We start from the raw sequence: 13,724 nt of genomic DNA, 5'->3' as shown, positions 1-13,724 counted from the left end.
GATTTGATGTACGTTAAGTTCATTTCTCGATCGCAAGACTATGATGGGCAGAACGGGAAACCCGTGCCTTACGCGGCCGATTTGAAATCGTGTCCTCCATGGGAGAAGTCTTGCGAATGAAGAAAGACAGAGCGAATGCGAACAAGCTTAAAGTTGTTGCAACAAAGAACGCATCGTTGATGGCCATTACCATACCGTGGTTCGCTGCAATCATCATGTGGACTTTGTCCGTTGAAGCAACGTGTTCCTTCAGCATCAAGTCCTGGGTGTGTGTTTTTGCTCTGTTCGTCATGATCGATACAAAGAATGCCATACCCATTGCGCCTGCCATCATCCGCAGGGTATTCACCATCGCCGTACCATATCGATTTAAGGTCAGCGGCAATTCATTCAGCCCGGCTGTAAATATCGGCATCATCAAAATAGACATTCCGAACATCCGTGCAGTATAAACAACCGTTACATACGTAAAGCTTGTGTTGACCTGCAGTCGCGCCAGGGCATAGGTGGTCAGCACTGTGATGGCCAGGCCCACAACGGACAGCCATCTTGCACCGATTTTATCGAACAATCGTCCGGTGATTGGCGACATGATACCCATGATAATTCCACCCGGTAACAGCATCAACCCAGACAAGATAGGCGAAAAACCACGAACGGTTTGCATATAAATGGGCATCAAAATCATGCCAGCAAACATGGCCATCGTAACGACAACATTGATTACCGTCGTTAGTGAAAACATTTTGTACCGGAAAATACGAAACTCGAGAATGGGGTGTCCCACAACCATCTGTCTCCACAGGAAAAGGGCGATGGCTACGCCACCGGCAATGAAAAATGTTAGGACATCTGTACTGCCCCACCCTTTTGTGCCAGCCATAGCAAAACCGTACAATAGTCCGCCAAACCCGACGGTTGAAAGGATAACACCCAAAGTATCCAGCTTTGGACGACTTGTTTCTGAAACATTCTTGACGAGGAATAAAGCGACAATGACATCAATCAGTGCGATTGGGAAAATGATGAAAAACAAGACACGCCATGAGTGACTCTGAACAACCCAGCCCGACAATGTCGGTCCAATAGCGGGAGCGAAGTTGATAGCAACGCCAAAAATCCCCATTGCCATCCCGCGACGTTCCGCTGGAAACAGTGTAAAAATGACGTTGGTAACCAAGGGAAAGAGAATACCCGCACCTGCAGCCTGCACGACCCGCCCGACGAGGATGACTCCAAAATTCGGAGCTATCCCACAGACCAGCGTTCCCAAGGTAAACAATCCCATCGACGCGGTATACAATTGTCTGGTTGTAAATCGCTCTATCAGGAATGCGGTAATGGGAATGACGATCCCGTTGACCAACATAAAGATGGTTGTAAGCCAGTCCGCCGTCGTTGCTGATATTTGGAGTCGTTCCATAATCTGCGGTAATGCAACGTTAATCAAAGTTTGGTTTAAAAAGGCAACGAATGCCCCAGCAATCATAACCCCGAAAATAGGTCCAACTCGAACAGATGAGTTGGTGGATGATTCCACATTATTCATTCTGGTAACTCTCCCTCCGTACTGAGAATTGCATTTAGTTCTCTGTGTAATGCCAAGAGTGTATCTATATGTTTCTCGGGCAGACGAACAAATCGCTGAAGGGCTAACGTTAGCAAGGAGTCCTCACCAAACGCCTGCTTGTTTAACTCCCGACCCTTGTCTGTCAAACGAATGGCAACCGTCCGTTGGTCCTGTTCCAAACGTTCACGTTCAAGTACGCCATCTTCAACAAGGCGTTTCACAACAACACTCACTGTACTGCAGCCCAATTGAACGCGTTCGGAAAGCTCACTTAGTGACAAGTTTGGCTTTTCTTCCAAAATACGTAGGATCATGATCTGGACTGGGGTCAGATCCAACTTGTCTGCCTGAATGCGCATCAAGTTTGCCATGGACCGATTTACTTCACGAAATGAACGGACTAATTCTGTTACTCTCGCGCTTGAGGATACTTCGTCCGATCCTTTCAGTGTTCATTCTCCTTCTCAAGTAATTCTTCACATCGAAATATTTCGTAACATGAAAACTTCGTATACGAAATATCACAACAAAATACATCATACTACCGAATTGAGGAAATTCAAGTAGAGAGGGGTGAATAATTTGTGGCGGGCGCGATGATCAAAAATATGGTAATCACGAGTTTACTGCCAGAAGTCAAACGCGCCGTAAGTTTCGTTCGCATTTGAGGAACGCTAACGACGACAATTGCGGAGCACTTGAGTATGGAAGGATGACGACTATGACGATCTCGACCATCACCCTGGAGGGTGTCACCTGTGCCAACTGTGCGAACTCTGTTTCAAACGCATTGCACAGTGTTCAAGGTGTGGAAAACTTCGACGTTGACCTGTTTGACCAAATCACAACCATTACTTACGACGATGATCAAACGAGCAGTTCGATCATCCGCTCAACAATTGAGCAATCCAATTGCGATGTTCACTGAGTGATATGAGCTAAAGGCGCCCGATTTGTCGGGCGCCTTCGTTATCACTCCAGCTAGAACGGTCAATCTTCACAACCGTTATCTTCAGCGGTTGTCCGGTTCCGTTTCATCGAGTTTCACTGTCTGACCATCTTCGAGGAACATGATTCCATCGCTCGTGCCGGCGAAATAAACATCTCGGATCTGTTCCTGTGTGATATCCAGACCTGACGATTCATCCATCGCGTCCTGTGGACTTTCCGTGCCTTCTTGCTCGTCACCTATCCGATTCACATCCATCTTCATTCCTCCTCCAATGGTCAGTCCCAGTACGGTTTCTTATGCCTATTGTCCCCGCTCTTTCCGAATTTATTCTATCGGAATTTGCAGCATTATCACTGCAAAAACTCAGTCGAGAGGATGTATGATTCAGTACATAGATAGATGAGGAACAAAAAATGGGCCGTCCAACACATTTCTAGTGTGGGACGGCCCCCCTTTTCTTACGAACGGCTATTGAGGATTCGTCATAATGATACTGGCATTTTTGACGACGACCCGCTGAGGCAACGACAAGATGGATAGCACCAGCTCAGCGATATCACTAGGCTGCATTTGTCGATCTTCATCGCCAATCTTTAGTCCGGCAGCCTTCGCGAGATCTGTATTCACCGTGCTCGGCGCCAGCGCCACAACACGAATGTTGTTTTTACGCACTTCTTGCATCAGTGATTCCGAGAAACCCATAACACCGAACTTGGAAGCCGAATAGGCCGACGTTGTGGCGGCTCCTCGTTCACCAGCTGTGGAACTCACGTTTATGATGTCACCATAATTTTGGTCCATCATACCCGGCAGGACCGCTCGAGTCACGTAATATGTACCAAGCAGGTTCACTCGAATCATCTGTTCCCACTCTTCAACATCCATGTCGATGACTGTTCCAAATTTCGCCGTTCCTGCGTTGTTAATGAGAATATCAATGTTCCCAAGCTCGTGAGATATCTGATTGACAGCTGTTTCAACTTGTTTCCGGTCTCCAACGTCCGCGATCGCGACGCTAGCCTTCACGTTGTACTTTTCGCGGATGGATCCGGCCAGGCTTTCCAAGTCTGCTGACGTCCTGGAGATGAGGCCCAAATTGACACCCTCAGACGCCAACTGTTCCGCTATTGCTCTACCAATACCTTTTCCTGCACCAGTGATTAGGGCGTTCTTTCCCTGTAACTTTGTCGACACCGACAACTCCTCCTTGCAATCTGACAGCTCAAAGTATATCCACAACGAGGACGCTAAATCAAAGAATCAGGCTGTAACTTCCTCTCGAACAATTTTCAACAAACCAAGTATATCCTCGCGCATGTTGGGCAATACTAGGGAATAAGCACAGAGTAGGGTGCACGTTAGACGACGAACACCCTACTCTCCCTTTCCCCCCACTATAACGTTGTGTCTGAATATGTAGCATGGATTAGCCACTTAAATAGCGGCTTCTTTTTATTTGTATAACTAGGCAAATCCGTTACACCATCCTGAACGATCTGCACCTTCGCGTCACCAAACGACATTGCATCGTCTGGATGAACACGTAAATAATCCCGAATGCGTATGTTGGAGTGGGCCAAGGGGCCATATGCCTCGACAATGTGAAGGTGTATTGGCGGTGTTGATCCCTTACGTAAGAGAAGACGCCCGAATACCCCTCTTGTACCGATAACCTCATAGCCAATACGCTCAAGATGGCGCCGTTCGCGGCCACGCAGCTTCGGCCGCTGTAAGCCGACTTGGATATCGATGCAAGCATTCGCAACCATTCCAGGCACCGCAGTGCTGCCAATGTGGTTCATTTGGAATGGCTTGCGACGTCGAAAGACAGTTTGCAACTGTTCCGCTTCCTCCGCGTACATCCCAGGCCAGCTTTCATTGTACGGCTCTAATCTCACGACATCTTCTCGATCCGCTACCCACCGAAACAATCGCTTTCTCCAAATAATTGTTGCGAGAGGAGCCAACAAGAGCGCGATATAAAGAATGATGCCGAGCACCACGTCATTGCCGCCAACCGTACTCAGCACTGTCACCCACAAGTCATAGGCAATATGTACGCACATAACGAGCAGAATACGGCCCGTAATAACCGTCATGAGTGCCAAGATTGCACCGAGGCCGCTAAACAAAAGAAGTGCTCGAAAACGATGCGACGTAAATTCCATAATGTGCCCCGAACCAAAGCCGAGGGAACTCGCAATCACGGCAATGGTAAAAATTGTTCCCCGCACTGACGGAATAGACCACCACCGACGGCATATCATTCGTCCAATGACAATGACCGTCCCGATCATGCACCAACGCCAAACCTCTTCCATTCCCGCAAGGACAGGGGTGATATAGTCCTGTACCTGAGGCTGCGAAGAGACATTCGTTTGGTCAAACTGCAAAAACGAACTACTGATCGCACTAAACGTCTGCAGGACGGCAACGAAGCACATGGGAATAAGAATGTACAAGTATATGCGCGTACCAGTAAGGGCTACGGGCGCACCCGAAAATCGGTGAGTTCGAAGCGGATCGTACTTGCGAAATAGGACTCTTCGGAAATTCGGTAATACGATAAATAAAGACGCCGCACTGATAAGGAGGTACACCAAACTAAATACCTGCTCCAGTGTTGGTGGACCGACGTATAAATTCGCAAACGTTCCAAAGACTGCAAAGCATATCATGTAAACAACCTGCCATGGACGCAGGTCTTTCGCAAGGTGAACCGGAATGGTTGTCCAGCGAGTCATTCGTTTCTGTCCTCCTGGAGAAATAAGCTATCCCCTCTTGTAACATAAAACGCGAAAAGATCAAAACCAAATATAAGGTAAGAACTGAGTCATCCGCGTTTACTCGTGGCATGTTAACAAATTAACGGAACCATATGAAAGTAATAGCACACAATGCTCCGGGGTAAATGACGGAGGGAATCTCCTCGAACGTTGGGAGTGCATGTGAGGCTAAAGCAGTTCCGCTCGGGCGAGGAAGCGCTTGTAACTTCGCCTTACCCGAGCGGTATTGTCCGTTTAGAAATCTTTATCCGCCAGCAGTCGCCGGTGTTCTCGTTCGAACGATCGGTTTGATACGACTGTTAATCCAGCCTGCATGGCTCGTTCTTCCGCTTCCTTATTCTCTATTCCAGGTTCTAGCCACAGAGCTTTAGCCCCCGACTGAATGGCCGCGTCTGCGACTTGAGCAATTTCGCTTGGGTGTGCGAGAACATTCACAATATCCACAGGCTCACCGATATCAGTAACCGAATGAACAGTTGGATGACCGAGAATCATGTCTTTGTCATGGTTCACCCCGATCACCTTGTAACCTTGTGACTGCTGGTATTCAGCCACGCGATACCCTGTTGTCAAAGGATTTGAAACCACGCCGACGGAAGCGATAACACGTGCATTGCTCATCAGATCTGCCAACGTTTCATCGGATACATTCACACGCAATTCCCCTTCCCGTTAAGTCGATCCCGCTTTAGTATTCCATTATCGCGACGAATCAAATCTTCGAACGACGGGATGGAAGGGGATAAAATGTTATGCGACATTCGGGGCGTGTTCACGACTTTCGATCCGTTTCTCCACGCAATATATCGATAAGTCGCTGGTGTATTTGGAGTAATCGGTCCAAATCGTCATCTGGCAACTCGAGGAATCTTAAGACGGCCTGCGAGATCAAAGAATCGTCTCCGTACGCTTGCTCCTCCAGATCCTGTCCCTTGTCGGTTAAACGCATGGCAATTGTTCGTTGATCTTCCTCAACCCGCTCGCGTTCAAGAATTTTTGCTTCAACCAACCGTTTGACCACACCGCTTACAGTACTACATCCCATTTGCAATCGATCCGCCAGCTCATTCAAACTAATATTTGGCTCTTCCTTGATGGCGTGAATCACCATTATTTGAACGGGCGTCAAGCCTAGTGTATCCGCTTCAACCCGCATTAGGTGAAACATGGCGCGATGGACCTGTCGAAATGAGCGCATCAGTGCTGCGACTTTTTTATTCGTTAATCGGTTCTCCCAGAGTGGCAGCGCTTACCCCTCCTTCACAACTGCCATTCAATTCCTGTGTCTGTCCATTCATTTTCGACATTCTACGGAAAACAATTCTCTAATCATGAGCAAGTTTCCTTGCCGGACAGACAAAAAGAAAGACCTCGCCGTGAAGCGAGGCCTGTACCATCATGAAGTCCGGGGGATGGTACACCGTTACAATGTACAACCGTTGTGCTTTTATACTTGGTTAAGATCGTTTACGGAATGTGTGACAGCACGTATGCAGGGAGCTACTGGCCGACTCCTGGCTCTCTAAATCGACCATAATTTCATCCGCTATTTCCTCATTGAACCTCGCGTTCGCCTGTTGGTCCACCGTCACCATAATGGCCGGCGCACCGCAGTTATTGTCATCTTTCCAAAAGTAACAGTTCGAAACGCTACACTTTACATCAACCGACATGTCGTCGCCCCCTCATTTCGTCAAATTCCTAACGCGTGACGGGTTTCCTGGTTCATCATGTCTGGATTCCATGGCGGATCAAAGACAACGTCCACTTTGACGTATTCCACTCCTGTAACATGTACAGCTGCCCCTTCCACTGCGTCCAGAAAACCTTCGTGTAGTGGGCACTCAGGTGTAGTTAACGTCATTTTAATGTTAACCTGCCCCGGTTTCGGTTCCGAAATGTCGTAAATGAGTCCCAGGTCAACTATGTTCACCCCAATTTCGGGGTCGATGACTGTCTTGAGTTCATCGCGAACCTTGTTCAGGTCGACCATGCGGTACACCCCTTCTCAGTGGACAAAACCGCTGTTTTGAACGGACTCATACGTTCCCGATAGTTCCTGTACGTACGTGTTTGGAGCTTCCTGTATAGGATAGTAGCCTTTTCTGATCATATACCCGCTCACTTCATAAGCGTGGCGCGAACACATCGTAAAGGCATCCTCCAGGAACTTCCTGAGTTCAGGGTTTGCACATTCAAATGTGGCCCACGCGTATTCCCTACCGGCTCGTTTTAGTGTCAATAAATACGATGTCGCTATCGCCCTATCGTCCAACTTTGTCGTGTTCGGATTCGGAGTGGTCTTCTGCATATCTGCCACTCCGGTCATTCTCACGGCTGGTGGCATTGTGGGCACGTCTAGCGTGTCATGAGAGGTGCCCTTCGTAGCCCACTCTACTTTCATGTTGTAATCTTGAATGTGCCCCTTCATGTGCTTTTCAATGATGGACTTCAATTCTTGGCACTGGACTTGACTGAGAAACAATCCCATTGAGTTAATACTGTTCGTACAACTCATGAGAAGTTCATTCAGTTCGGTCGTTTCATGAATCATTAACGAGTTCATACCTGCATGCCCCTTCCCATTTTTAAACACAAGCGACACTCGATGTAGTATGATGCACCAGTAAAATCTCCTCGGGATCTCACTCATATGCGTGGGCACATGTGGCCGAAAAACCAATAAAAAAGGAACAGCGCGATGGCTGTTCCCGAAATAAAAAATCTCTGAACATAGGAGATATAGTGATCCTCAAATCTACATCATGAGAATCGCAACCACGGTTGCTCCCGCTAAACCGACAACGACGGGTATGAAGTTCCGTCTTGTCAGGTGCTCCGGATCAACCCCTGTGACACCGGCCACATCGAGTACCCCCCACGGAACGAGCGTTCCGCCGCCGCTCCAAACGGAGCCCATTTGGCCCAAGGCCGCGAGAACAGCAATGTTCGCACCAATGGGCGTGCCAAGTGCCTGCGCCAGCGTGCCCACAAGCACCAAGCCAGAAAAGCCGGACCCATCCAGCCCAGCAATGATGCCGACCAACACGACAATGATGGCGACCGTCACCATTGAAAGCGGAACGTGTGCGGCGAGTGCTCTGCCGAGATCGAATAGATAGCCTGGAGCGCCTTTACCTAGAATTTGCGGAGCAACGTCAGGAGAGCCCATGAAGAAAAATCCAGCAATCGGAATGACAGGGGCAAAGATTTTCATGGAAAACGTAAACCCGTCTTGTACGTACCTCATGGCCGCCTTATGAGCGTGTTGTTTATGCTCCAAAAACGCGATCACGATAAACAGGAGGAAACTCACACCACCTATAAATGCCGTGGCGTCCCCACCTTTCAGCCCCATCGCTATGGTCGTGACAATGGTGGCCAAAAGCACAACCGGAACAAGCACTGCCGAAATCCTTGCAGCAGTGGAAACCTCTTTTTCCTGTTTGAATTCCAGCTTCTTCGGAACTTCTACGGCTCCGCGCTTCATATCACGCCGCAATCTCCAATAGCCGATGACTGTGGCAAGGACACCTGTGGTTATAACGAGGGGAATACTCGCATGAAGGATTTGGCCAACGGTTACACCGGCAGCTGAACTCGTCAACTTCGGTGCACCTTGGATGATAAAGTCACCAGACAAGGCGATGCCGTGACCAAACAGATTCATCGTCATGGCGACACCGATAATCGGCAGCCCTGCGCGAACCGCAATGGGCATGAGCATTGGACCGACCATCATGGTCATTATAGTAACGAAATAAAACACAAGGAAAAAGAGCGGAGGCTAAACAGCTCCGCTCTCTGTTGTTTTGCGTCGCGCACGCGGCTTTGATACGTTCTGTTGCTCGCTTAAGATTGCTTTGAACACATTCTCCAGTTGATCCACATACGTCTTCAATTCACGAACTGCCGGGTGTTCAACTTCACGAGATAGCAGATCCACTTTAGCGTGCATTTGTGTGGTAAGGAATTCAGCAAACTGTTTCTCAAGCATAAGATCACCTCACTCTCATAAGCGCACGCGGAACGTCTTTCACGTCGCGGCACACAATCGTACCTTTAGGGGCCTGTATGGTTTTATCACTCTGACCTGTGGTTACAATAAGGACTACATGAACGGGGTCAGGAAACTTTTGCTCTTTGTACCACAACCGCCTTCGCTCCCACTTCGCCGCCCATTGTTTAGCGGTGATGGCCGTTCGTTGATACTCGACGACGGCCTTTTTCTTTTGCCATTCGAGCATGACGTCGAACTGTCCACGCGGTTCTGCTATCCACTCGTTCGGTCGGCCTCCGGCATATGTCAATGCAAGCCATAGGTCACCAATACCTAACCAATGTAGCCGCCGTTGCGTGTCGCCGGATACACTTTTGAAGTTGAATCCATACCTTCGTTTTGCTTCGCTTGTGAGTCTCCATAACCACGGTTCATCTCCCGCTCCTTTCGTCTTTTCGAATGTGTCTGAATGCGACCACAAGAACTGCTGAGCTCGCATCACGGGTTGCGAACGGTCGCGAAGATAGGGATGGGTCGCAAGTTGCCGCGTCGTGAACAGCCGCGCACATGCCGCCAAGGTAACGGAAAAAAGAAGAAGAGTATCATTAAAGAAAGTTGGCACTCGTCTACTCCCCCCAATCACCTATCCTTATCACATTATCCAAGCCGATGTCGTCATCACCCTGTTCCATCTGCTCGTCTTTGAACCTCACCTCGTCACGAGGTATATCGTAGAACGTATTAGAGGGGATGAGCGGCTCGATAAGTCGTTTAAGGACTCTCTCTGGGACATATGGTGACTGGATCTCAATGTCGTGTTTTACGAGCGGTGACTTATACAAATACCGCCCAGGTATCCATCTAAGTTTCTCTGCACCTTCATGTCTAAGCACAATTTTGCTGTCGAGTTCGTTCTCTGTACGGAAGCAAAAGACACCTTCTAACTGACCGCGAATAGCAACGGGTAACGTGTCGGCATCTGGCCGCTGCGTGCCATAAATGATGTTCACTCGTGGTTCCCGACCAATGCGTGCAATGCTTGAGAGATAGTGCATCGCTGTCTTGCGCATTTCCTTATCTTCTTCAGTAACTGCGAATGCCGGTGATAGTTCGCCACCTTCATCGATGAGAACAATTAGCCGCGAGTAAACGGGTTCACGACGGAATACAGCGCGTAACCTTTCGACTTCAATTAGACGTTCAACCATGGTCTGATACGCTTCTTTAACCGCTTTGACTGCTTCGGGAACAGTCTTAAAAATGCCGCGCACGTGAGGGAACCACTGAAATGGAGCGAAGCTCACTCCATTCTTCAAGTCGATAATGATAAATTCTAATTGCTTAGGAGAATATCGCATGCACATGTAAGTCACGAGGTAACGGAGAAATTCAGTTTTACCCGAACCAGTTGCTCCAGCCACTTTGGCGTGTGGGATCTTATTTATGTTGTGATACACGGTCTTGTTGTACCGCGTCTTTCCTATCGGGATGCTCCAACCCACGGATGTATTCGTCATACCAGTTAGAACCTCCAAATTCATTATGATGCTTGGTATACTTACGCCGAATCGTTCCCGCTAACTTAATGATGAGTGGCACTGCACATAACGCGCAGCATATCGTTACGAATCCGTTAGTGCCTATCCAGCCAGACACGTTCGTCAATAGCGCTCCTGTGTAACCATTCCCGTCGACTGCAAAGCCACTCATCGCGTCGCAAATTTTTTCAAGACCCTTATAAGCGATGAAAGCGCAAAGACCATGAACGGCTAAACTTTCGGCTGTAAGTTTGCTCTCGCTCATATGGGCAACCACTCCACAATGGTCTGGACGACACGCACACTCACGTCGATCCACCAGTTTTGTATTAGGCCGTCGAAGAATTGCATCATATGAACTTTGTCTAACCCGGCGCGTCCGAGAATTTGAACAATGGCCTCAAAGTGTTGGTGTATAGCATCCATATCAGTCTGCGATAAGTGCCCTTTATCGCCTAAAACCAGGTGACTCTTAAAGTTCGTGCTATTGCCCATGTCGTGTAACTGTTGGCCTGCTGTGCCCAAATCTTCACGCAACCCCATCACTCACTCCCCCAAAGAATGCAGAATAACTAACCCGGCAATGACTCCGGTCACGACATGCGGTGTTACTGCTATGACTGAACCGATTGCAGCACATCCAGCTGGTGTTCCGATTGCATAGAGCAATGCCGGAATGATGACCGCCATCTCATTCGCCTTCCTTTCGGGTGTCCTTGATTTCGTCCCAATCGACTGGTGGTAACTCCTCGCTTCCCTCGAATAGGTCATCCCCCATGCGATTACCCTCCCAACAACGCCGAAATAAGTTGAACAACATCATGCAAGTTTGACTGCGTCATGGGATCGGCTGGATTGATTCGAACGAATCTGTTTGTGATGTGTAGGATGAGGCGCGGCCACACGTTGCATCGCCTCCTCGTAGGGATAAATAGAGCGACGGATATGGCGTTCCCAGCCTTGCATTACGATGCGGATTATGATGACTCCGAACACCGTTGAGGTAGTCATCCGATCCACTCCATTACGATCTTTATTGCCTGTGTCATCTTCTCGGGGATCTCCTCTTTAGGTACCCCTGTCTCTTTCAGCAACTTCACGGCCTTGTGACATGCTTCCAGGTATAAGTGGAGATTGACAGGCGCGACGTCTACAGGTGGCTTGATGAACAGTGGCATTCACGCCGCCCCGCTTCCGTACGCAAGGTAGTCATGAACGTTTCATACACATCAATCGCCATATGAGCCGCCATAAGACGGCCAATCGCGTACTTCTCGACAAGCATTTCGCCTATAGCCGAAAGGACGGCATACTGCAACTTCTCTTCCTCGCTCATTTGCTGTCACCACCCAATTGAACCTTTAGCGATGCTTCCGGCGGTTTCTGCTGCCGCTTCAACTCCCGGGCAAGGTACTGTTTCACAAGGCCACTGAAATTCGTCCGCTTACTCAACTCGTACATAGCGCGTTCCGTCGGGTCATTGAGGTTGAAAAATACGTGCCGCTTCTTCGATCCGTACTCCATATCGCCTCACCTTTCATCGTGTCGTTAATTGACGATACGTGGAGAGGGCTTGGGGATATGCGCGGACACCGATAAAAAAAGTTTTGTGATACAAGGAATGACGGATAGGACAAAGAAATATGTGTGTGGTGATGCAGATGATCCGAACAAATCTGAAGGATGTCCTGGATTCACGTGGGATAAAACAGAAATGGTTAGCGAACGAGGCCAACATAGATCAAACTACGTTGAGTAAATTGGTTCGTGGCAAAGCAATACCAACATTAGAGGTTGCGTTCAGAATAGCGAAGGTATTGGACTTGAGGATAGATGAAGTGTGGTACCACGAGGATGACGAAAAATGAACGCCCGCGAGCAAACGGAGGTAACACATGACTGAGGATAACCAAGCGAGCAAACCCACAAAGGAATTCATTTTTTTGGGCAGTTGTACGTGACGGTTCAGTACAGGCATATCCTACATGGCTAACTATAGATGCTGACTCTGTGGATGAAGCGATTCAAAAGTTGGCGAAGGATAATCAGATGAAGGTAGCGGAGATTGAAGCTAGGCATGTATGGATGGAACTAAGGGATGGGGCTATGGTGCGGTACGAGGTTACAAGGAAAACAGTCTCGACCAACATGAGTTAGGTTAATCTTTACCGCCCTCGGAGTCGTGCTGCGTCGGATCAAAAAATTACACCGCATCTCAAACAAGAAGCGGTGTGTAATTCTTGAAGCTATATCCGTCCTAACGACAACTTAATGAAAATCCACGTCGATCTGACGACGATGTTCGTTATTCGACTTTCGCAGCCTAACCTCTAAAATTCCATTTTTATAGGATGCCTTCGCTCCAGTCTCATCCACGTTGGCTGGTAAGGGTACCGTCCTGGAAAATTGTCCGTAGAAGCGTTCTGACCGGTGAATGTTTTCGTCTTTACTTTCAGTCGTTCGTTCAATTTTCCCACTTAAATGCAAGTGGTTGTCGTGGACAGTGATATTAACGTCTTCCTTCTTCTCTAAACCGGGGATTTCTGCTGTCACAATCACTTCACTTTGGGTTTCTCTGACGTCTACTTTCACCCGTGAGACTGCATGTTCGTCAAACCACTCATCAAATACACGAGGGAATGAACCAAAATCGCGTCTAAAAATGTTAAACGGATCATAAGGGATTAGCGCCATAAAACAGCCTCCTAAGCCAATTTGCCAATATGATTCCCATTCCACATAGACAAAATGTACTGAAGGTGAATGGTAAGCAATGAACATTTATGAGGTAAAAAATAGCGAGCTGTGTGGATGGAACTGAAGGAGTGAGGTACGATGTAACAGAGATAAGATGAGTAACAGAATATTCATCATATTA

Annotated in this window: 23 protein-coding genes; 2 read left to right on the top strand and 21 right to left on the bottom strand. The window is 48.3% G+C overall.

Annotated features, from left to right (window positions below):
• Window positions 1–19: 19 nt before the first annotated feature.
• Window positions 20–1,549 (bottom strand): DHA2 family efflux MFS transporter permease subunit, encoded by a 1,530-nt coding sequence (locus NZD86_RS07255; protein ID WP_268045841.1) that lies wholly within the window; start codon window positions 1,547–1,549, stop codon window positions 20–22.
• Window positions 1,546–1,941, bottom strand: coding sequence for a MarR family transcriptional regulator (locus NZD86_RS07250; protein WP_268045840.1), 396 nt, complete (start codon window positions 1,939–1,941; stop codon window positions 1,546–1,548). Before NZD86_RS07250 ends, NZD86_RS07255 begins: the two co-directional genes overlap by 4 nt.
• A 341-nt stretch (window positions 1,942–2,282) precedes the next feature.
• Here NZD86_RS07250 and NZD86_RS07245 point away from each other — a divergent pair, with 341 nt between their 5' ends.
• Complete coding sequence (locus NZD86_RS07245; protein ID WP_268045839.1) at window positions 2,283–2,498, top strand: heavy-metal-associated domain-containing protein; 216 nt, start codon at window positions 2,283–2,285, stop codon at window positions 2,496–2,498.
• Between the two features lie 84 nt (window positions 2,499–2,582).
• Here NZD86_RS07245 and NZD86_RS07240 read toward each other — a convergent pair whose 3' ends face one another.
• The 18 genes from NZD86_RS07240 to NZD86_RS07155 form a co-directional block, all read right to left on the bottom strand.
• Window positions 2,583–2,777 (bottom strand): hypothetical protein, encoded by a 195-nt coding sequence (locus tag NZD86_RS07240; protein ID WP_268045838.1) that lies wholly within the window; start codon window positions 2,775–2,777, stop codon window positions 2,583–2,585.
• 213 nt (window positions 2,778–2,990) lie between these two features.
• Window positions 2,991–3,716 (bottom strand): 3-ketoacyl-ACP reductase, encoded by a 726-nt coding sequence (locus NZD86_RS07235; protein WP_268045837.1) that lies wholly within the window; start codon window positions 3,714–3,716, stop codon window positions 2,991–2,993.
• A 200-nt stretch (window positions 3,717–3,916) separates the two neighbouring features.
• The gene (locus tag NZD86_RS07230; protein ID WP_268045836.1) at window positions 3,917–5,266 is read right to left on the bottom strand and encodes a GrpB family protein; all 1,350 of its coding nucleotides are present in this window, start codon (window positions 5,264–5,266) and stop codon (window positions 3,917–3,919) included.
• Window positions 5,267–5,542: 276 nt separating this feature from the next.
• The gene (locus NZD86_RS07225; protein ID WP_268045835.1) at window positions 5,543–5,962 is read right to left on the bottom strand and encodes a CoA-binding protein; all 420 of its coding nucleotides are present in this window, start codon (window positions 5,960–5,962) and stop codon (window positions 5,543–5,545) included.
• A 118-nt stretch (window positions 5,963–6,080) separates the two neighbouring features.
• Window positions 6,081–6,506, bottom strand: a complete 426-nt coding sequence (locus tag NZD86_RS07220) for a MarR family winged helix-turn-helix transcriptional regulator (RefSeq protein WP_268045834.1) — start codon at window positions 6,504–6,506, stop codon at window positions 6,081–6,083.
• Between the two features lie 259 nt (window positions 6,507–6,765).
• On the bottom strand, window positions 6,766–6,981 hold the full coding sequence (locus NZD86_RS07215; protein ID WP_268045832.1) for a DUF1540 domain-containing protein: 216 nt from the start codon (window positions 6,979–6,981) through the stop codon (window positions 6,766–6,768).
• Between the two features lie 20 nt (window positions 6,982–7,001).
• Window positions 7,002–7,301 carry a metal-sulfur cluster assembly factor gene (locus tag NZD86_RS07210; protein ID WP_268045831.1) on the bottom strand — a complete coding sequence of 100 codons (300 nt, stop codon included), beginning with the start codon at window positions 7,299–7,301 and terminating at the stop codon, window positions 7,002–7,004.
• A gap of 15 nt (window positions 7,302–7,316) precedes the next feature.
• The gene (locus tag NZD86_RS07205; RefSeq protein WP_268045830.1) at window positions 7,317–7,874 is read right to left on the bottom strand and encodes a spore coat protein; all 558 of its coding nucleotides are present in this window, start codon (window positions 7,872–7,874) and stop codon (window positions 7,317–7,319) included.
• Between the two features lie 192 nt (window positions 7,875–8,066).
• The gene (locus NZD86_RS07200; protein ID WP_268045829.1) at window positions 8,067–9,050 is read right to left on the bottom strand and encodes a hypothetical protein; all 984 of its coding nucleotides are present in this window, start codon (window positions 9,048–9,050) and stop codon (window positions 8,067–8,069) included.
• Window positions 9,051–9,095: 45 nt separating this feature from the next.
• The gene (locus NZD86_RS07195; protein WP_268045828.1) at window positions 9,096–9,305 is read right to left on the bottom strand and encodes a hypothetical protein; all 210 of its coding nucleotides are present in this window, start codon (window positions 9,303–9,305) and stop codon (window positions 9,096–9,098) included.
• A gap of 4 nt (window positions 9,306–9,309) precedes the next feature.
• Complete coding sequence (locus NZD86_RS07190; protein WP_268045827.1) at window positions 9,310–9,930, bottom strand: hypothetical protein; 621 nt, start codon at window positions 9,928–9,930, stop codon at window positions 9,310–9,312.
• A gap of 4 nt (window positions 9,931–9,934) precedes the next feature.
• Window positions 9,935–10,825 (bottom strand): FtsK/SpoIIIE domain-containing protein, encoded by an 891-nt coding sequence (locus NZD86_RS07185; RefSeq protein ID WP_268045826.1) that lies wholly within the window; start codon window positions 10,823–10,825, stop codon window positions 9,935–9,937.
• On the bottom strand, window positions 10,746–11,111 hold the full coding sequence (locus NZD86_RS07180; protein WP_268045825.1) for a hypothetical protein: 366 nt from the start codon (window positions 11,109–11,111) through the stop codon (window positions 10,746–10,748). The genes NZD86_RS07185 and NZD86_RS07180 overlap by 80 nt, the downstream gene beginning before the upstream one ends.
• Window positions 11,108–11,389 (bottom strand): hypothetical protein, encoded by a 282-nt coding sequence (locus NZD86_RS07175; RefSeq protein ID WP_268045824.1) that lies wholly within the window; start codon window positions 11,387–11,389, stop codon window positions 11,108–11,110. Before NZD86_RS07175 ends, NZD86_RS07180 begins: the two co-directional genes overlap by 4 nt.
• A gap of 3 nt (window positions 11,390–11,392) precedes the next feature.
• Complete coding sequence (locus NZD86_RS07170; RefSeq protein WP_268045823.1) at window positions 11,393–11,536, bottom strand: hypothetical protein; 144 nt, start codon at window positions 11,534–11,536, stop codon at window positions 11,393–11,395.
• 129 nt (window positions 11,537–11,665) lie between these two features.
• Window positions 11,666–11,857: a hypothetical protein gene (locus tag NZD86_RS07165; RefSeq protein WP_268045822.1), complete on the bottom strand. Its 192-nt coding sequence runs from the start codon at window positions 11,855–11,857 to the stop codon at window positions 11,666–11,668.
• A 139-nt stretch (window positions 11,858–11,996) separates the two neighbouring features.
• Window positions 11,997–12,182: a hypothetical protein gene (locus NZD86_RS07160; protein ID WP_268045821.1), complete on the bottom strand. Its 186-nt coding sequence runs from the start codon at window positions 12,180–12,182 to the stop codon at window positions 11,997–11,999.
• Window positions 12,179–12,370 (bottom strand): hypothetical protein, encoded by a 192-nt coding sequence (locus NZD86_RS07155; RefSeq protein ID WP_268045820.1) that lies wholly within the window; start codon window positions 12,368–12,370, stop codon window positions 12,179–12,181. Before NZD86_RS07155 ends, NZD86_RS07160 begins: the two co-directional genes overlap by 4 nt.
• Window positions 12,371–12,489: 119 nt before the next feature.
• On the opposite strand from NZD86_RS07155, the gene NZD86_RS07150 reads away from it, so the two are divergent.
• A complete protein-coding gene (locus tag NZD86_RS07150; RefSeq protein WP_326492642.1) occupies window positions 12,490–12,714 on the top strand; it encodes a helix-turn-helix transcriptional regulator in 225 nt (74 codons plus the stop codon).
• Window positions 12,715–13,114: 400 nt separating this feature from the next.
• Here the strand turns inward: NZD86_RS07150 and NZD86_RS07145 are convergent, their stop codons facing one another.
• Window positions 13,115–13,540: an Hsp20/alpha crystallin family protein gene (locus NZD86_RS07145; RefSeq protein ID WP_268045818.1), complete on the bottom strand. Its 426-nt coding sequence runs from the start codon at window positions 13,538–13,540 to the stop codon at window positions 13,115–13,117.
• Between the last annotated feature and the right edge of the window lie 184 nt (window positions 13,541–13,724).

The organism is Alicyclobacillus dauci (assembly GCF_026651605.1).
Classification (GTDB): Bacteria; Bacillota; Bacilli; order Alicyclobacillales; family Alicyclobacillaceae; genus Alicyclobacillus; species Alicyclobacillus dauci.
This window is presented reverse-complemented; position numbering and strand designations above follow the sequence as displayed.

Excerpts from the sequence above, each read along its gene's own strand:
- NZD86_RS07255 (WP_268045841.1), bottom strand. The coding sequence starts at position 1,549 with ATGAATAATGTGGAATCATCCACCAACTCATCTGTTCGAGTTGGACCT.
- NZD86_RS07250 (WP_268045840.1), bottom strand. The coding sequence starts at position 1,941 with ATGGCAAACTTGATGCGCATTCAGGCAGACAAGTTGGATCTGACCCCA.
- NZD86_RS07245 (WP_268045839.1), top strand. The coding sequence starts at position 2,283 with ATGACGACTATGACGATCTCGACCATCACCCTGGAGGGTGTCACCTGT.
- NZD86_RS07240 (WP_268045838.1), bottom strand. The coding sequence starts at position 2,777 with ATGGATGTGAATCGGATAGGTGACGAGCAAGAAGGCACGGAAAGTCCA.
- NZD86_RS07230 (WP_268045836.1), bottom strand. The coding sequence starts at position 5,266 with ATGACTCGCTGGACAACCATTCCGGTTCACCTTGCGAAAGACCTGCGT.
- NZD86_RS07220 (WP_268045834.1), bottom strand. The coding sequence starts at position 6,506 with ATGCGCTCATTTCGACAGGTCCATCGCGCCATGTTTCACCTAATGCGG.
- NZD86_RS07215 (WP_268045832.1), bottom strand. The coding sequence starts at position 6,981 with ATGTCGGTTGATGTAAAGTGTAGCGTTTCGAACTGTTACTTTTGGAAA.
- NZD86_RS07210 (WP_268045831.1), bottom strand. The coding sequence starts at position 7,301 with ATGGTCGACCTGAACAAGGTTCGCGATGAACTCAAGACAGTCATCGAC.
- NZD86_RS07205 (WP_268045830.1), bottom strand. The coding sequence starts at position 7,874 with ATGAACTCGTTAATGATTCATGAAACGACCGAACTGAATGAACTTCTC.
- NZD86_RS07200 (WP_268045829.1), bottom strand. The coding sequence starts at position 9,050 with ATGATGGTCGGTCCAATGCTCATGCCCATTGCGGTTCGCGCAGGGCTG.
- NZD86_RS07195 (WP_268045828.1), bottom strand. The coding sequence starts at position 9,305 with ATGCTTGAGAAACAGTTTGCTGAATTCCTTACCACACAAATGCACGCT.
- NZD86_RS07185 (WP_268045826.1), bottom strand. The coding sequence starts at position 10,825 with ATGACGAATACATCCGTGGGTTGGAGCATCCCGATAGGAAAGACGCGG.
- NZD86_RS07180 (WP_268045825.1), bottom strand. The coding sequence starts at position 11,111 with ATGAGCGAGAGCAAACTTACAGCCGAAAGTTTAGCCGTTCATGGTCTT.
- NZD86_RS07175 (WP_268045824.1), bottom strand. The coding sequence starts at position 11,389 with ATGGGGTTGCGTGAAGATTTGGGCACAGCAGGCCAACAGTTACACGAC.
- NZD86_RS07170 (WP_268045823.1), bottom strand. The coding sequence starts at position 11,536 with ATGGCGGTCATCATTCCGGCATTGCTCTATGCAATCGGAACACCAGCT.
- NZD86_RS07165 (WP_268045822.1), bottom strand. The coding sequence starts at position 11,857 with ATGACTACCTCAACGGTGTTCGGAGTCATCATAATCCGCATCGTAATG.
- NZD86_RS07160 (WP_268045821.1), bottom strand. The coding sequence starts at position 12,182 with ATGAGCGAGGAAGAGAAGTTGCAGTATGCCGTCCTTTCGGCTATAGGC.
- NZD86_RS07155 (WP_268045820.1), bottom strand. The coding sequence starts at position 12,370 with ATGGAGTACGGATCGAAGAAGCGGCACGTATTTTTCAACCTCAATGAC.
- NZD86_RS07150 (WP_326492642.1), top strand. The coding sequence starts at position 12,490 with ATGTGTGTGGTGATGCAGATGATCCGAACAAATCTGAAGGATGTCCTG.
- NZD86_RS07145 (WP_268045818.1), bottom strand. The coding sequence starts at position 13,540 with ATGGCGCTAATCCCTTATGATCCGTTTAACATTTTTAGACGCGATTTT.